The organism is Corynebacterium sp. HMSC065H09, from assembly GCF_001812845.1.
Lineage (GTDB): Bacteria > Actinomycetota > Actinomycetes > Mycobacteriales > Mycobacteriaceae > Corynebacterium > Corynebacterium jeikeium_D.
Genome location: NZ_KV810606.1, coordinates 21093 through 38294 on the forward strand (window position 1 = coordinate 21093; position 17202 = coordinate 38294).

The 17202-nt window shown below is 59.2% G+C and carries 13 protein-coding genes; 9 read left to right on the forward strand and 4 right to left on the reverse strand.

All coding sequences use genetic code 11. The annotated features are described in order from the left end of the window. Positions 1-154 precede the first annotated feature (154 nt). Positions 155-1447 carry an isocitrate lyase gene (gene aceA, locus HMPREF2878_RS09955; RefSeq protein ID WP_070606815.1) on the reverse strand — a complete coding sequence of 431 codons (1293 nt, stop codon included), beginning with the start codon at positions 1445-1447 and terminating at the stop codon, positions 155-157. 1015 nt (positions 1448-2462) lie between these two features. On the opposite strand from aceA, the gene HMPREF2878_RS09960 reads away from it, so the two are divergent. From HMPREF2878_RS09960 to HMPREF2878_RS10000, 9 genes are all read left to right on the forward strand, one after another. Next, a complete protein-coding gene (locus HMPREF2878_RS09960; protein WP_048732321.1) occupies positions 2463-4673 on the forward strand; it encodes a malate synthase G in 2211 nt (736 codons plus the stop codon). Positions 4674-4932: 259 nt separating this feature from the next. After that, complete coding sequence (locus tag HMPREF2878_RS09965; RefSeq protein ID WP_191622132.1) at positions 4933-5706, forward strand: HAD family hydrolase; 774 nt, start codon at positions 4933-4935, stop codon at positions 5704-5706. Between the two features lie 15 nt (positions 5707-5721). Continuing rightward, on the forward strand, positions 5722-8337 hold the full coding sequence (locus HMPREF2878_RS09970) for a glycoside hydrolase family 65 protein (protein WP_070604907.1): 2616 nt from the start codon (positions 5722-5724) through the stop codon (positions 8335-8337). A gap of 415 nt (positions 8338-8752) precedes the next feature. Continuing rightward, positions 8753-9493, forward strand: coding sequence for a succinate dehydrogenase cytochrome b subunit (locus HMPREF2878_RS09975; RefSeq protein ID WP_049189509.1), 741 nt, complete (start codon positions 8753-8755; stop codon positions 9491-9493). 19 nt (positions 9494-9512) lie between these two features. Further along, on the forward strand, positions 9513-11531 hold the full coding sequence (locus HMPREF2878_RS09980; RefSeq protein WP_016421965.1) for a fumarate reductase/succinate dehydrogenase flavoprotein subunit: 2019 nt from the start codon (positions 9513-9515) through the stop codon (positions 11529-11531). Then, positions 11531-12280, forward strand: coding sequence for a succinate dehydrogenase/fumarate reductase iron-sulfur subunit (locus HMPREF2878_RS09985; protein ID WP_016421966.1), 750 nt, complete (start codon positions 11531-11533; stop codon positions 12278-12280). Before HMPREF2878_RS09980 ends, HMPREF2878_RS09985 begins: the two co-directional genes overlap by 1 nt. Positions 12281-12320: 40 nt before the next feature. After that, on the forward strand, positions 12321-12719 hold the full coding sequence (locus HMPREF2878_RS09990; RefSeq protein ID WP_016421967.1) for a hypothetical protein: 399 nt from the start codon (positions 12321-12323) through the stop codon (positions 12717-12719). Positions 12720-12909: 190 nt separating this feature from the next. Beyond that, positions 12910-14259, forward strand: a complete 1350-nt coding sequence (locus HMPREF2878_RS09995) for a DUF445 domain-containing protein (protein ID WP_070549781.1) — start codon at positions 12910-12912, stop codon at positions 14257-14259. A gap of 79 nt (positions 14260-14338) precedes the next feature. After that, positions 14339-14695 carry a DUF2516 family protein gene (locus HMPREF2878_RS10000; RefSeq protein WP_016421969.1) on the forward strand — a complete coding sequence of 119 codons (357 nt, stop codon included), beginning with the start codon at positions 14339-14341 and terminating at the stop codon, positions 14693-14695. A 182-nt stretch (positions 14696-14877) separates the two neighbouring features. Here the strand turns inward: HMPREF2878_RS10000 and purU are convergent, their stop codons facing one another. The 3 genes from purU to HMPREF2878_RS10015 form a co-directional block, all read right to left on the reverse strand. Further along, positions 14878-15783 (reverse strand): formyltetrahydrofolate deformylase, encoded by a 906-nt coding sequence (gene purU, locus HMPREF2878_RS10005; RefSeq protein ID WP_016421970.1) that lies wholly within the window; start codon positions 15781-15783, stop codon positions 14878-14880. 17 nt (positions 15784-15800) lie between these two features. Further along, positions 15801-16571 (reverse strand): LmeA family phospholipid-binding protein, encoded by a 771-nt coding sequence (locus HMPREF2878_RS10010; protein WP_070429269.1) that lies wholly within the window; start codon positions 16569-16571, stop codon positions 15801-15803. A gap of 97 nt (positions 16572-16668) precedes the next feature. Further along, positions 16669-17166 (reverse strand): DUF2505 domain-containing protein, encoded by a 498-nt coding sequence (locus HMPREF2878_RS10015; protein ID WP_070653439.1) that lies wholly within the window; start codon positions 17164-17166, stop codon positions 16669-16671. Between the last annotated feature and the right edge of the window lie 36 nt (positions 17167-17202).

Consider the following 17202-nt stretch of genomic DNA (forward strand, 5'->3'; position numbering starts at 1 on the left):
TGCGTGTGTAGGTGCTGAGGTTCTCAGGCACGCTTCACGACGGCCCGGAGTCGACATGTCGATGAACACACAAAAACACCCAGCGAGGGCTGCAAGTGCAACCCTCGCTGGGTGTTGAAGTTAGGCCCTTGACCTAAGCCCTAAGCCGAGTGACTTAGAACTGACCCTCCTCGGTGGAGCCCTTCAGGGCGGTGGTGGAGGAGTTCGGGTCGACGGTGGTGGCGATGCGGTCGAAGTAGCCAGCGCCAACCTCGCGCTGGTGCTTGACAGCGGTGAAGCCGCGCTTCTCGGCAGCCTCGAACTCGCGGTTCTGCAGGTCGACGAATGCGGACATCTGCTCGCGAGCGTAGCCGTAAGCCAGGTCGAACATGCCGTAGTTCAGGGCGTGGAAGCCAGCCAGGGTGATGAACTGGAACTTGAAGCCCATCTTGCCCAGCTCGTTCTGGAACTTGGCGATCTCGTCCTTCTCGAGGTGAGCGGACCAGTTGAAGGACGGGGAGCAGTTGTAAGCCAGGAGCTGGTCCGGGTACTCAGCCTTGACGCCCTCAGCGAACTTCTTAGCCAGCTCGAGGTCCGGAGTACCGGTCTCCATCCAGATCATGTCAGCGTACGGAGCGTAGGACTTTGCACGCTCGATGCACGGCTCCAGGCCGTTCTGGACGTGGTAGAAGCCCTCGGAGGTGCGGTCACCGGTGATGAACTTCTGGTCGCGCTCATCAACATCGGAGGTGATGAGGGTAGCGGCCTCAGCGTCGGTGCGGGCGATGATGACGGTCGGGGTGTTGGAGACGTCAGCAGCCAGGCGAGCAGAGGTCAGGGTGCGGATGTGCTGCTGGGTCGGGATCAGGACCTTGCCGCCCAGGTGGCCACACTTCTTCTCAGAAGCGAGCTGGTCCTCCCAGTGGGTACCAGCGGCACCAGCGTTGATCATAGCCTTCTGCAGCTCGTAGACGTTCAGAGCGCCACCGAAGCCAGCCTCACCGTCAGCGACGATCGGCAGCAGCCAGTTGTCGACGGAGTCGTCGCCCTCGATGCGAGCGATCTCGTCTGCGCGGAGCAGAGCGTTGTTGATGCGACGAACGACGTTCGGCACGGAGTTAGCCGGGTACAGGGACTGGTCCGGGTAGGTGTGGCCGGAGAGGTTAGCGTCACCAGCAACCTGCCAACCGGAGAGGTAGACAGCCTTCAGGCCAGCGCGAGCCTGCTGAACGGCCATGTTACCGGTCAGTGCGCCCAGAGCGTTGATGTAGGAGTCGTCCTTAACGTTGACGCCTTCCCACAGGATCTCAGCGCCGCGGCGAGCGAGGGTGTTCTCCTCGACGACGGAGCCCTGGAGCTCAGCAACCTGCTCAGCGGTGTAGTCGCGGGTGATACCTTCCCAGCGCGGGTTCTCGTCCCAATCCTTCTGGATTTCGGCGACGGTACGTGCCTTACCAACGTTAGACATAAACGGAGTCACTTCCTTTTGCTTGCTTTTTGAACTCCGGGTGCTGACTTAAGAACAATTCCGACAGAACCGATCTACAGGCTGACCCGATAGTGACCGCGGTGTCACGTGAATGCAGGGGCGCTAGCAAAATGCTGTACCCCTGCACGCAAACACGCGAACAAAAACAATGTCCGCTTCCGCGTGCCATGTCTCACATTTTGGGGCATAGCGCTACGTTCGTCAAGCAGCTTCCGATGTGAATTCAAGTATGTAATACGGATAACACTTGTGAAGATTGCAAACATTGTGATGTGTAGCTTGGCTTTAACAATTTTCGCCTGTGACCGGCCGGTACATTTGTACTGTTATTTCCCTATGGCTGGCTCGCTAATAATGTTCCCCCCGCTTTGGGGTGATTTATATTTTGGTAATTATCAAAGCTGGCCGTTAACAGTGTTTGGGGTTTAGGGGGTGTTTCGCTACCCCCGAAATTACGGCCGCAAAGGTAGAAACGGGCTTCTAAATACACTGCCGTTACACCGTCAGTACCCCGCCGGAGCATCCCTGGGTAGTGGCCAGGGTCTCGGTTGTCATCTCGCTTTTATGGTCTGGTTTGAAGGCGGAGACTGTAGCGACGTGATTGGTCGCTGGCCGTTGATACGCAGGTCGCAATAGTAAATGTCTGTGAGGCGCGACACTTTCCCATTGTGTGTGGTGTTCTGTGGCTGGAGGAAAGAGTGCCGGGGATGCTGCAGTCAATGCGGGTGGGGGAGGACTGGTTGTGGCGTCAGGATTGAATGCCCGAATGGTCATTGGGGAGGGGTGGGGTCTGTTCGCAGGGTGCTCGTCGTAAAGCGAATGAAATGGCAAATGTGAGCGGCGCTATACCGGGCTGGCGGTTGGCGGTTATGGAAAAAGACGGTTCATAAGTGCGCCGAATCACATACAGTAGGGGAACAACGCATCCAGTGTGAGCCGCTGACGTGGCCATGGCTGGATGGGCAAATTGCAATCAATAGTTTTGAGGAGAGCAATGGCACAGCGTATTTCGGCAGGTGGAATGCAGGTCGCGAAGGTTCTTTACGACTTCGTTAATGACACCGCACTCCCCGCCGCCGGCATTGAGGACAAGGACGCGTTCTGGAACGGCTTCGGTGACATTGTCGCTAAGTACACTCCGCGCAACCGCGAGCTGCTGGCCAAGCGCGATGAGCTGCAGGAAAAGCTCGACGCTTGGTACAAGGAACACCCGGGCGAGCAGAATCAGGATGAGTACGTCGCATTCCTGAAGGAAATTGGCTACCTCGTTGACAACCCGGGTGACTTCCAGGTCACTACCGCTAACGTCGACACCGAGATCACTTCCACCGCTGGCCCGCAGCTGGTTGTGCCGGTTCTCAACGCCCGCTTCGCCATCAACGCTGCGAACGCACGCTGGGGCTCGCTTTACGACGCGCTGTACGGCACCAACGCTATTCCTGAAGATGGCGGTGCGGAGAAGGACACCCCGGGCTACAACAAGGTCCGCGGTGACCGCGTTATCGCATGGGGTCGTAACTTCCTGGACAAGGCTCTGCCGCTGGTTGACGGTTCCCACGCGGACGTCACCTCTTACGACATCGTCGACGGTCACCTGCAGGCAACCCTGGAAGGTGGCGCTACCTCCGGTCTGCGCGAGCCGGAGACCCTGGTCGGCTACACCGGTGATAAGGACGCGCCGGAGTCCATTTACTTCAAGCACAACGGTCTGCACATCCAGCTGCTGATTGACCCGGAGTCCCCGGTTGGCAAGACCGACAAGGCTGGCGTCAAGGACATCATCCTGGAAGCCGCTGTCACCAACATCATGGACCTCGAGGACTCTGTCGCCGCAGTTGACGCTGCAGACAAGACCCTGGGTTACACCAACTGGCTGGGCCTGAACGTCGGTGACCTCGCAGTCGAGTTCACCCGTGGCGGCAAGAAGCTGTCCCGTACCATCAACGACGACCGCACCTACACCGCTCTTGACGGTTCCGAGGTCACCCTGCACGGTCGTTCCCTGAACCTGGTCCGTAACGTCGGCCACCTGATGCAGAACCCGGCCATCCTCGACCGCGACGGCGAGGAGATTTTCGAGGGCATCATGGATGCCGTCGTCACCGCTGTGTGTGCAATCCCGGGCCTGGACCAGGACAACGCACGTAAGAACTCCCGTACCGGTTCGATCTACATCGTGAAGCCGAAGCAGCACGGCCCGGATGAGGCTGCATTCACCAACGAGCTGTTCGCAGACGTTGAGAAGCTGCTGGGTCTTCCGCACAACACCCTGAAGGTCGGCCTGATGGACGAGGAGCGTCGTACCTCCGTCAACCTGGACGCCGCCATCAAGGCTGTTTCCGAGCGTGTCGTCTTCATTAACACCGGCTTCATGGACCGCACTGGTGATGAGATCCACACCTCCATCCAGGCTGGTCCGATGTTCCGCAAGGCTGTCCAGAAGACCGCTCCATGGATGCTGGCTTACGAGGACAACAACGTCGACTCCGGTCTGGCACACGGCCTGCAGGGCAAGGCTCAGATTGGTAAGGGCATGTGGGCCATGACCGAGCAGATGGCCGAGCTGCTGGAGCAGAAGATCGGTCAGCCGAAGCAGGGTGCTTCCACCGCGTGGGTTCCGTCCCCGACCGGTGGTGTCCTGCACGCTACCCACTACCACGAGGTTGACGTCTTCGGCGTTCAGGACAAGCTGCTTACCGACGGTCGCCGCGACACCTTCGGTGATCTGCTCACCATCCCGGTAGCGGCAGCTAAGGCTGGCGAGCCGGGCGCTGACTGGTCCGATGAGGACAAGGCCAACGAGCTGGATAACAACTGCCAGTCCATCCTGGGCTACGTTATCCGCTGGGTTGAGCAGGGTGTTGGCTGCTCCAAGGTGCCGGACATCAACGATGTTGACCTGATGGAGGACCGCGCTACCCTGCGTATTTCCTCCCAGACTCTGGCTAACTGGCTGCTGCACGGTGTTGTCACCGAGGAGCAGATCATCGATTCGCTGGAGCGCATGGCCGAGGTCGTTGACCGCCAGAACGAGGGCGATGAGGCATACCTGCCGATGGCTCCGGACTTCGACAAGTCCATTGGTTTCCAGGCTGCCAAGGAGCTCATCCTCGACGGTGTGAACCAGCCGTCCGGTTACACCGAGCCGATCCTGCACCGCCGTCGCCTGGAGTTCAAGAAGCGCGAGGGCATCGACCAGGATTAATTCTTGGTCGGGCTGCGGCTGCCGAGCCTGAAATAACAAAATAGATACCCAAACTGCCGGTGTGTAGGTGGTATTGGCTAACCTCTGATGCCAATTCCGCATGCGCGCCGGCAGTTTTGTTTTTTTGGGGGAAGCGCACCATGATTCTCAGATTCGAGATACCCGGGTTCACAAGCGGGGTAGGGGCAACGTTGCTAGCGTTGATTGGGAAGTTAATTGAGAAAATGCAGTCTGCAACGTCCAAGGAGCTGCGACCCCCATGACTAATTCCACGACCGATAGTGCTACCAACCTCGCCAAGGCCAAAGAATTCCTCCATAGCGCGGGCGCAATCCTCTTTGACCTCGACGGAGTGATTACCCCTACCGCCGATGTGCACGAGCAGGCGTGGGCGGACATGTTTAGCGACTACTTCGAGCACAAGGGCGTCTCGGCCTACACAGAGGAGGACTACTTCACCTACCTCGATGGCCGCCGCCGCGATGAGGGCATCGCAGCAATCCTGGAATCTCGCGGCATTTTGCTGCCGCACGGTAGCGATGAGGACACAGCGAAAGACGAGACGATTGTCGGGCTCGGGAAGCGCAAAAATGATGACTTCTTGGCGCGAGTCGAGAGGGGAATTGAGGCCTACCCGGGGTCGGTTGCGCTGCTCGACGAGTTACAGGGCGCGAGGGACTCGTCGGCAAGCGAAAAACCTCAGTTGGCGGTGGTTAGCTCGTCGAAGAACGCGGTGCCGGTGCTGACGGCCGCTGGGCTGCGTGAGCGGTTCGTGGAGATTGTTGACGGCGTGGTGGCGCATGAGAACAACCTGCCGGGTAAGCCAGCCGCCGATACTTTCGTGTACGCGGCGAAGAATCTGGGGGTGGCGCCGCGCGATGCTGTGGTGGTCGAGGATGCCATCAGTGGTGTGCAAGCGGGTGCAGCCGGCGCATTTGGTCTGGTCATTGGTGTTGACCGCGGTGCTGGTGCGGAAGCGCTGCGCCGAGCGGGCGCCGACGTTGTGGTCAGTGACTTGGCGGCACTCGTCTAGGCTGGCTCGTGACAAATGGCTGAGACAAAACCGGAAGGCATCATGGCCAACGATTCGACCACGGCAGCAGTCGACGAGACCGAGCGTGTGATTCCGCAGGGGCAGGGTCACGACGCGGAGACCGCCGAAGCTGAAAAACAGGAGGAGACGGTGTCCCCAGTTCGTCGTAAGCAGCGTCGTAACTTCCCGGCGGATCGTGCGGATAAGCACCACCACCTTGTAAATGCCGAGGGACTCATGGACCGAGACATCACTCCGGTCGATGAGTGGCGTCTGATTGAGACGAAGCCGAACGGCCTCCCGCTCGGTTTGGGCGAGACGCTGTTTGCGCTGTCGAACGGGTACATCGGCATGCGTGGCAACCCGCCGGAGGGCCGTGACTCCAGTGAGCACGGCACTTATATCAACGGTCTGCATGAGACCTGGCCGATTAGGCACGCCGAGGACGCCTACGGCCTAGCCCGTCAGGGGCAGACGATTGCCAATGCTCCGGACGCCAAGGCAATGCGTCTCTACATTGACGATGAGCCCCTGCGTCTCGGCAATGCTGAGGTCAGCGACTACGAACGTAGCCTGGATTTCCGCGAGGGTGTGCTGCGTCGTCGGTTCATTTGGCGCACCCCGGGTGGCAAGCGCGTTCGCGTCACCTCTGAGCGCATGGTGTCTTTCCAGGAAAAGCATGTCGCCGCGATGAGTCTGGAAGTCGAGCTGCTGGATGCGGATGCTGCGGTGATGATTAACTCGCAGATCCTCAACCGCCAGGACGGCGAGGACGAATACCACGATGCCGCCAAGGCGCAGGGCACCGAACTGGATCCCCGTCGCGCCGAGGCGCTGGAAGACCGCGTTCTCATTCCGGCATTTCAGTCGGAATCGGCGCACGGGCAGCGCTCGACGCTGGGCTACCGCTGCGCGAACTCCGGTATGACCGTGGCCACCTCCATGGACCACACCTTTACTGTCCGCACTCCCGACGGCACGGAGCCGTTCGTAGAGATTTCGCAGTCGACCGAGCCGGATGTGGCCAGCTCCCTGTTCAACCTGGATGCGCCGGTCGGCACTGTCATACGCCTGGAGAAGCTGGTCGCGTACCACTCCTCCCGCAAGGTGCGTGCCGAAGAGCTGGCATTCCGCTGTGAACGCACCCTGAACCGCGTCGGTCGCATCGGCATGCTGGGGCTGATGGAGAACCAGGAAGAGTGGCTCGAACGCTTCTGGGAGCGCTCTGACGTGGTCATTTACAATCAGCCGGAGATTCAGCAGGCAGTGCGCTGGAACATTTGGCAGATTATCCAGGCCGCCGCGCGCGCCGAATTCCAAGGCGTCCCGGCCAAGGGAATGACCGGCACCGGCTACGGCGGCCACTACTTCTGGGACACGGAAATCTACGTGACCCCATTCCTTACCTATACGTCGCCGCAATTCTCGCGCAATGCCATGCGTTTCCGCTGGGACATGCTCGAAGCCGCGTGGGCGCGTGCCGACGAACTGGCGCACGACGGTGCCCTCTTCCCGTGGCGCACTATCAATGGTCAGGAGTCCTCGGCCTACTTTGAGGCCGGCACGGCGCAGTACCACATCGATGCGGACATCGTGTACGCGATGATGAAGTACGTCTATGCCTCCGGCGATGAGGAGTTCCTGCTCAAGGAGGGCACGGATCTGTTGCTCGGCACGGCCAGGTTTTGGATGTCGTTGGGATTCTTTGATGCCGAGCAGCGAGAGTTCCAAATTCACAGCGTCACCGGTCCAGATGAGTACAACACGGTGGTGAACAACAACCTGTACACCAACGTGATGGCGCAGTATAACCTGCGGGTTGCTGCGGACGTCGTCAAGCAGATGAAGCGTGATCGCCCTGCTGCCTATCGCGAACTGACCAACCGCTTCGACCTCACTGAGCGCGAGGTTGAAGAGTGGGAGCAGGCCGCTGAGGCGATGTACATCCCGTTCGATGAGAAGCTCGGCATTCACCCTCAGGATGACCAGTTCCTGCTGCGTAAGCGCTGGAATCTCGACGATCCCGAAGTTGGCCCGCTGCGCCCGCTGCTGCTGCATTACCACCCGCTGACGATTTACCGTCACCAGGTCATTAAGCAGGCGGACGTCGTCCTCGCACTGTTCCTCATGGGCAATCGCTTTACGACGGAACAAAAGCGCGCAGACTACATGTATTACGATCCGCTCACCACCGGTGATTCCTCGCTGTCCGCCGTTGTGCAGTCCATTGTTGCGGCCGAGTTGGGCTTGCAGGAGCAGGCAATGGACTTCTTCCTACGCGGACTCTATGTGGACCTGGCGAACTTGCATGGCAACGCTGCCGATGGTGTCCACGTCGCATCTGCCGGTGGTGTGTGGCAGTCCCTGGTCTATGGTTTCGGTGGTTTCCGCGATCATGACGGCCGCTACAGTATTGACCCGCGTCTGCCGGAGGACTGGAGTGGTCTGACGTACCGAGTCACTATTCGTGGTTGTCGTATCCGAGTGACGGTGCGCGGCCGCACGGTGGAAGTCGTCCTGGAGGAGGGAGACCACCAGGTTGGGCCGATTATGGTCGCAGGACATGAGGTGATTATTGGTCCGGAGCCGTTGACCGTGGTGATGGCGAACTCGGATCAGAGCGAGGATTAGTCGGACGGCTTCGGCCGTACACGGTGCCAATAGGGGGGGGATTGCCTGTTGGGGGTGGCTGTTTGGGCCTTTGGGGAATTCGGCAGGGGTAAAAATAAAGAATTTCGCAACATAATTATTGAGTATTAAATCCGTCCACCTGAGAAAAGTGGGCGGTTTTTTATTTTCGTGCTATTTATGTTGCGTTATTAGCTAGTTTGGGCGGGGGAAAAATCGGCAAAAGTCGGGGTAGGGGCGTTTTTATGGTGGGGGAGAGGGTTTATGCAGCGACGACGTCAGAAGTGGCTAAAATGCGATAACCTGAGAAAAGGCGGAGAAAAGACCTAGGTAACCTGTGAAAATCCCCACCCAAAAGGGGGAAAAATGTTTACCAGGCGCTGTGTGACTTTAGAGTGAATATGACACTGGAGGTGCCATGACTGTTAAAAGTTCAAACCGTGACGCAATCGCGCACGGCAAAATTAATGTAGAACCGCTGCGCGAGCAGCCTAAATACCCTTCATGGGCTCTGAAGCTGACCATGGCCGTCACTGGCGTGCTGTTTGGCCTCTTCGTTATTGTCCACATGCTGGGTAACCTGAAGATTTTCGCTGGCGAGGAAGACTTCAACGCATACGCGACCTTCCTGCGCACTGTCGGTGCTCCGGCAGTTCCGAACGAGGGCATTCTGTGGATTTTCCGCATTGTCCTGCTGGTAGCTATTGTCCTGCACATTTTCGGTGGCCTCACCCTGGCTGCACGTGCTAAGCAGTCCCGCGGCAAGTTCCGCCGTCAGGGCATGGTGTCCAGCTGGAACACCTTTACTGCACGTTCGATGGTGATCACCGGCATTGTGCTGCTGGCCTTCATCATCTTCCACCTGCTGGACCTGACCATCGGTGCTGGCGTTGCTCCGTCTTCTTTCGAGCACGGTGAGGCATACCAGAACGTGGTTGCGTCCTTCTCGCGTCCGGGTGTTGTTGTTTGGTACATCATTGCGCAGCTCGCTCTGCTGCTGCACCTGTCCCACGGTCTGTGGACCGCTACTTCCGACCTCGGTATCACCGGTAAGCGCTGGCGCAAGGTTCTGCTGTTCCTGTCCGGCCTGCTGCCGCTGCTGGTTGTTGTCGGCAACATCTTCATCCCAGTCGCCGTCCTGACCGGTCTGGTCTCGTAGGTCGAGGAGGAAATTTACTATGACTAACACTGAAGCAACCGTCGCTGCGGACTTCCGCGCGCCGGAAAGCGCTGTCGACGGGGTCAAGATCGGCAAGGTTCTGTCCGATAACTCCCCGGGTGACAAGGTCTCCATGAAGGACCACTGGCAGTACCAGAAGGATCACGCCAACCTGGTTTCGCCGCTGAACCGTCGTAAGTTCCGCGTCATGGTCGTCGGTACCGGCCTGGCTGGCGGCGCTGCCGCTGCTGCGCTCGGCGAGCTCGGCTACGACGTGCAGGTTTTCACCTACCACGACGCTCCGCGCCGTGCGCACTCCATTGCTGCACAGGGTGGTGTCAACTCCGCTCGCGGTAAGAAGGTCGACAACGACGGCGCTTACCGCCACGTCAAGGACACCGTTAAGGGCGGCGACTACCGCTGCCGCGAGAACGACTGCTGGCGTCTGGCTGTCGAGTCTGTCCGCGTCATCGACCACCTGAATGCAATTGGTGCTCCGTTCGCTCGCGAGTACGGCGGTACCCTGGCAACCCGTTCCTTCGGTGGTGTGCAGGTCTCCCGTACGTACTACACCCGTGGTCAGACGGGTCAGCAGCTGCAGCTGTCGACTACCTCGGCTCTGCAGCGTCAGATTGGTCTCGGCAACGTCGAGATCTTCACCCACAACGAGCTGGTTGACATCATCGTCGCCGACGGCCGTTGCCAGGGTGCCATCATGCGTAACCTCATCAATGGTGAGCTGACCGTTCACACTGCTCACGCAGTTATTCTGGCTACCGGCGGTTACGGCAACGTCTACCACATGTCCACGCTGGCCAAGAACTCCAACGCTTCGGCCATCATGCGTGCATACGACCAGGGTGCTTACTTCGCATCCCCGTCCTTCATCCAGTTCCACCCGACCGGTCTTCCGGTCAACGCGCACTGGCAGTCGAAGACCATTCTGATGTCCGAGTCCCTGCGTAACGACGCACGTATTTGGACCCCGAAGAAGAAGGGCGACGAGCGCCCGGCCAACGACATCCCGGAGGACGAGCGCGACTACTTCCTGGAGCGTCGCTACCCGGCATTCGGTAACCTCGTCCCGCGTGACGTCGCTTCCCGCGCCAACTCTCAGCAGATTAACGCCGGCTACGGTGTTGGCCCGCTGAAGAACTCCGTCTATCTGGATCTGCGTGACGCAATTGAGCGCCTGGGCCAGCCGGTCATCAAGGAACGCTACTCGAACCTGATTCAGATGTACGAAGAGGCAATCGGTGAGGACCCGTACAAGGTTCCGATGCGTATTGCTCCAACCTGCCACTTCACCATGGGTGGCCTGTGGTCTGACTTCAACCAGATGACCTCCATCCCGGGTCTGTTCACCGGTGGCGAGGCATCCTGGACCTACCACGGTGCAAACCGCCTGGGTGCGAACTCCCTGCTGTCCGGTTCGGTCGACGGTTGGTTCACCCTGCCGTTCACCATTCCGAACTACCTTGGCCCACTGCTCGGTACCGACCGCCTGGCTGAGGATGCCCCGGAGGCCAAGGAAGCACTGGACCGCGCTCAGGCTCGCCTGGACAAGCTGATGAGCATCCAGGGTAAGCACGGCGCTGAGTACTTCCACCGTCAGCTCGGTGAGATTCTCTACCGCGACTGTGGTGTGGCTCGTAACAAGGAAGACCTGGCTCGCGGTATCGAGGAGATCCGCGAACTGCGTAAGGCATTCTGGTCTGACCTTTTCATCCCGGGTGAGCCGAACGAGATGAACCAGCAGCTCGAGTACGCTAACCGCGTTGCTGACTACATCGACCTCGGTGAGCTCATGTGTGTCGACGCCCTCGACCGCGATGAGTCCTGCGGTGCTCACTACCGCGATGACCACATCTCCGAAGATGGCGAGGCAGAGCGCGATGACGCTAACTGGTGCTTCGTTTCCGCATGGGAGCGAGGCAACAATGGTCCTGCATGGGATCAATCCGGTCACGAATTCATTCGCCACGCCGAGCCGCTCACCTTCGAAGCCGTCCCGCTCATGACAAGGAACTACAAGTAATGAAACTGCACCTTGAAATCTGGCGCCAAGCAGGTCCGAACGTCGAGGGACACTTTGAATCCGTTGACGTTGACGACGCCGTCGCAGAGATGTCGATCCTGGAGCTGCTTGACCACGTCAACTCCAAGTACGTCGAGTCCGGCAAGGAGCCGTTCGCGTTCGCATCTGACTGCCGTGAGGGTATCTGTGGTACCTGTGGTCTGAACGTCAACGGTCGTCCGCACGGCCCGGGCCAGAACACCCCGACCTGTCAGCAGCGTCTGCACCAGTTCAGCGATGGTGACACCCTGAAGATCGAGCCGATGCGCTCCGCCGCATACCCGGTCATCAAGGACATGGTCGTTGACCGCTCCGCTCTGGACCGTGTCCTCGAGCAGGGTGGCTACGTCTCCATCAACGCTGGTACCGCTCCGGATGCAGATACTCTGCACCTGAACCACGAGACCGCTGAGTTCGCACTTGACCACGCAGCCTGCATCGGCTGTGGTGCTTGTGTGGCAGCTTGCCCGAACGGTGCTGCACACCTGTTCACCGGCGCAAAGCTGGTTCACCTCTCCCTGGTCCCGCTGGGTAAGGAAGAGCGTGGCAAGCGTGCTCGCAAGATGGTTGACGAGGTCGAAGGCACCTTCGGTCCGTGCTCCCTCTATGGTGAATGTGCTGATGTCTGCCCGGCCGGTATCCCGCTGACTGCGGTTGCCGCCGTTACCAAGGAACGAGCTCGTTCGTTCTTCCGCGGTAAGGACGACTAAACTCTTTCTCGATTAGAGTTTTCCAGAAGGGACATAGATTATGGCGAATGCAGTCAAGCGTTACCAGGGCGAAGAGCACTTCGTCGACGGTTACGTGCCTCAGAGCATGAATGCCGAATACTCCTCGCTTCACAAGAGCATTACCTGGATTGGCATGGGACTCATGCTCGCCTCTCTGGCGGCTTGGGGCACCTTCATTTTCGGTCTCGCAACGACCGTTTTTGCCGACCAGACTGCTGCCTCTCACAGCAACGGTTTCCTGGCTAAGGATGCCGCCAACTACACCGACTACACCGGTGGTTGGAACTTCGACGGCAGCGTGTTCATGTGGGCTGGCCTGGTAGTCGGACTGGTTATGGTTATTGCGGGTCTGGCCTGCATCTCCATCGGTCGTCGTGACTACAAGGCTTACCGAAAGGAATTCGGCACTCACCACTAAAGGCTTGCCCCAGTTTAAAGGGGCTCGCCTCTAGGCGGATGCAACGCTAGCCTTTTGAACTAGCACCTCCACAGTTGATGCCACTGTGCACAGTGCGCTGGGGTAGGGAAGTATTGAGAAGTACCTCTCTCACCAACAGCGGACTGCGGCGCGGTGGCATTTTCGCGTTTTCGGCGCCTAATCTATACACATGGATAACAACCCCGCTAAGCTCCCGGCAGCTGTAGATACAGTCTCGGACCGTCTCGAAGTTCCCGGGCCATCACCAGAGGTTGAGGCGGAAAAACGTGCGCAACTGCGTAAGGCCAAGGCCTTCGCTACGATGCTGCTGGTCATCGCAACCGCTGTGTATTTCACATGCCGCGGTATTGAGTCTTCACACTTATCCGCAGGCGAAGTTGTGCCCGCGTGGGTGGGCTACGTTCGCGCTGCTTCTGAGGCTGGCATGGTCGGTGCCCTCGCCGACTGGTTCGCAGTCGTAGCTCTGTTCCGCCACCCGCTCGGCATTCCTATCCCACACACCGCTATCGTCCGCCGCAAGAAGGACCAGGTCGGTGAGTCCCTGGCGCAGTTCGTCGGTGATAACTTCCTGAACCCCGCTTTGATTGTGGACAAGGTGCGTAAGGCCGAGATTCCTGAGCGTATCGGCGAATGGCTGGTAGCGCCGGGAAACGCCGACAAAGTGTCCGCAGAGGTCGGTAAGTTCACCGGAAATGTGCTGGAGGCGATTAATCCTGACGATGCCGCCGCAGTGCTGAAGTCAGCAGTCATCGACGAAGTTGCAGCCCCGGAGTGGGGGCCACCAGCGGGTAAGGTTCTCGAGCAGCTGATCGAAGAAGGGCGCACCGAGCCTATTGTCCAGCAGATGGCTGAGTGGCTGCACCGGAAGTCGCTGGGCTCGCAGAATCTTATCGACCGACTCGTCGGAGAGCGCGCCCCCTCCTGGGCACCGAGCTTTGTCAACGATCTCATCGGCGACAAGGTCTATCGCGAGCTGGTTGACTGGACCTGGCAGGTGCAGCATGACCCTAAGCACGACGCGCGCCTGGCGCTCCACCGCTTCCTCACGCAGCTCGCCGTTGATTTGCAGAACGACGAGAAGACCATCGCCAAGGTCGAAGAAATTAAGACTGACATTCTTTCGTCCGCCGCTGTCACACAGGCACCGGCGAAGATTTGGGCATCAACATCCGCAAAGCTTGTCGACGCTGCCCGCGACCCGGACTCCCTGCTCCGTCGGAAGGTCTCGGAAACGGCCGCCCGCTACGGCGAGCGAATCCAGTCCGATCCTGAGTTGCGCAAACGAATGGACCGCCGTCTGGAAGCGGCTGTCGTCTTCATCGCTGAGAACTACGCGGGCGAGATTACCTCGATCATTTCCGAGACCGTCGAGCGTTGGGACGCCGATGAGGCTTCCGACAAGATTGAACTGATGGTCGGTCGCGATCTGCAGTTCATTCGCGTTAACGGCACTGTTGTCGGATCACTGGCCGGTTTGGCTATTTACACCCTGTCGACCTTGGTGTTTGGGGCTATTTAGCAGCACAACCCAGCACATCAGACCGTGTGCGTTAGCATGTAAAAAGCAATGCATCCCTGTTAAAGGAGTTGTTCCCCCGGTGCGCCTGTTACCATCTTTGCCCAGTCTTGCGGATTCGCCGCTGATGGCAATTTCCGTCTATGTGGACGTCCTGTTTCAGTTCGCCATTCCGTTTGTCATCGGCATCTTGGCGCTAATCGGTGCGGTGCTTGTCATCACCACCCGCGCGGATGCCTTTGACGCTGCAGACCGCAAGAGCCGCAACGTCTGGGCCGGCATGCTGGTCGGTTCGGCTATCTTCCTACTCCTGCCGTGGCTGGGCTGGGCAATGCTGGGCATCCCGCTGATTGCCGGACTAGTCATCACGGGTATTTACTGGCTGGATGTTCGCCCACAGATCAAGGACATTTTGTCGAACGCACAGGGCGGGTATTAGTCCCGGGCGGGTGCTAGCCCAGGGCGGGTGTTAGCCCGCACAACTGAGAAAGTGTCTGGGTTTATGACAGTTTCTGGGTGAAAAACCCGGTGATTTTGTCATAAACCCAGACACTTTCTTTCTGGGGGAGGGGATAGGGATAGGTCTGGCTCCCCGAAAACCTACTGGAACGCCCCGAAAACCTACTGGAACACCACGGTGCGGTTGCCGTAGACCTGCACACGATCCTCCAGGTGCCAGCGCAAACCGCGGGCGAGGACCTGCTTCTCCGCATCGCGACCCTCACGCTGCATGTCCGCAGCGGTGTACTTGTGGGAGACACGCATGACGTCCTGCTCAATAATCGGGCCGTCGTCGAGGTCCTCAGTGGCGTAGTGGCAGGTGGCACCGATGAGCTTCACACCACGTCGATAAGCCTGCAGGTACGGGCGCGCGCCCATGAACGACGGCAGGAAGCTGTGGTGGATATTGATCGCGCGGCCTTCCCACTTTTCGCACAGATCCGGCGGCAGAATCTGCATGAAACGTGCGAGCACGATGGCATCCGGGTTTTCGGCGTCGACAATCTCGGCGACCTCATCGAATGCCTTACGCTTGCCGACGGCATCCTTGGGGAAGGGCACGTGGTGGAAGGGAATGTCATACGCTGCGACCAGTGGCTCCAGATCGCGGTGGTTACCAATTACTGCAGCGATTTCCATCGGATAGTCGGACTGTGCGACGCGGCCGAGCAGATCCTGCAGGCAGTGGCCTTCCTTGGTCACCAGGATGACAGCGCGCTTCGGGACAGCGTTGTCGGTGACCTTCCAGCGGACCTCAGGGCCCCAATCACCGACGAGCTCAGCGAACTTCTCGCGCAGCTCTTCTACCGTCAGGTCGAGAGCGTCGGCGCGGACCGCCTGGCGAGTGAAAAACCATCCGGTCTCCGGGTCGGAGAAGAAGTCCGCCTCGGTAATCCACGCACCAATGTCGGACAGGAAGGTCGACAGGGTGGAAACGATACCGGTACGGTCTGGACAGCCGAGCGAGAAGATGTACTGGCGCTCGGTGGGAGTACCGCTATTTGCGGTGATGAGAGAGCGAGTCATTCTCGGTATCTTACCTGCTAGCTAAAGGTAAGTTCGCTCACGGTCGACAAAGGCAGATTTGCGCCCGTCAGCGTCAACGCCAGGCCCTCCCCTGTGACGTGTGCTTCCTCCACCTGCATACCGTGGCCGATGTCGTAGCTCAACAGCGTACCGCTCGCTTCTCCCAGCCAGCCGGCCAGGCCATCGAGGTTTAAGCCGAGGATTGAGCCGCCCTCCAAGTTGATTTCGATATGGCCGCCGTTGGCAATCGGGCGGAATTTGGAGGTCGCAAATCCGGAGGCGAATTCAATGTTGAACAGGCCTTCGTCCGGCAACGGCGTGATTGTGGAAGCGCGTACACCGCTTTCCCGGTTAATTAGCGCCTGCAGCAGCTGAGGTGGGATTGTGACGTCTACTCGCAGCGACTCTGCGGTCGGATCCGCACGATTGCTCAGATCCACGTTTTCCAGGTGCACTTCCGCTGCCGGGTCACCGTTGATCTCCGGTGCGCTACCCAGCGCTTCCGGGTTCTTGACCTCCAGTGTGTTCGGAGTGGACAGATCCATCGAGGGCACTGACTTGGTGGCCAAGGCGAGCAGCATCGGGCGGGTGCCGAAAGAAACCTTGGGGTCTTCAGTGACCGTCGCACCACGCTCTTCGGCGGAGGTGCGGTAGCCGTCGGAAATCTCCTTGCTCACGAACATCCGGACGCCGATTTCGCCGGCAATCGCAATGAGTGCCACCACGATGATGACACCGAGGACGGTGGGCAGGACTTTGACGCTCGACGAGCGTTTAGCAGAACTCATGGTTCCCAGTCTTGCTTAACGACGGCTCCGTCGCTACCACCTTTCTTCGCCCGGGTGTCCGCCCCCGGTGCCGCCTCGGTGTGCCCCGCTGCGCAACCTACTTAGTGACGTAGTCCGCCAGCACAGCGGTCTCAGCGTTGAGGACGCGTTCCAGGTACGGAGCTGCCTTCTCCTCGAGCTTGCCACCGAGCAGCGGCACGTTGATGGCGAACTCGGAGTTGGTGGTCAGCACTGAACCTTCACCCTGGACGGTGAGCTTCTGGGACGCACTGAAGGACGCCGGTACGTCCGAAGCTTCTGTGGTCACGGTGGAGGTCGCGCCGTCGTCGTTAAGCGGGCTGATGACGAACGTGCGCGTCATGCCGACCCCGGACTTGACGAACTTCTGTGCCTGCGCCGGAATCTTGTCAGCAGAGACGGTCTGGCGAATCACGACGGTGGTGCCAGCGTCGGTGGTCTCGAACTTTTCCACCTTGCCGTCAGCCGCCGAGAAACGGTTTGCGACCTTCTCCCAGAAACCGGCGTCGGTGAGGGCCTCGTAAACCTTCTCAATCGGCTGGTCGAAGTTGACGGTGTGCGTGTTAGTCGTACTCATGCGCTTGATGATACGTAATTTGCACTACGCTAGGGG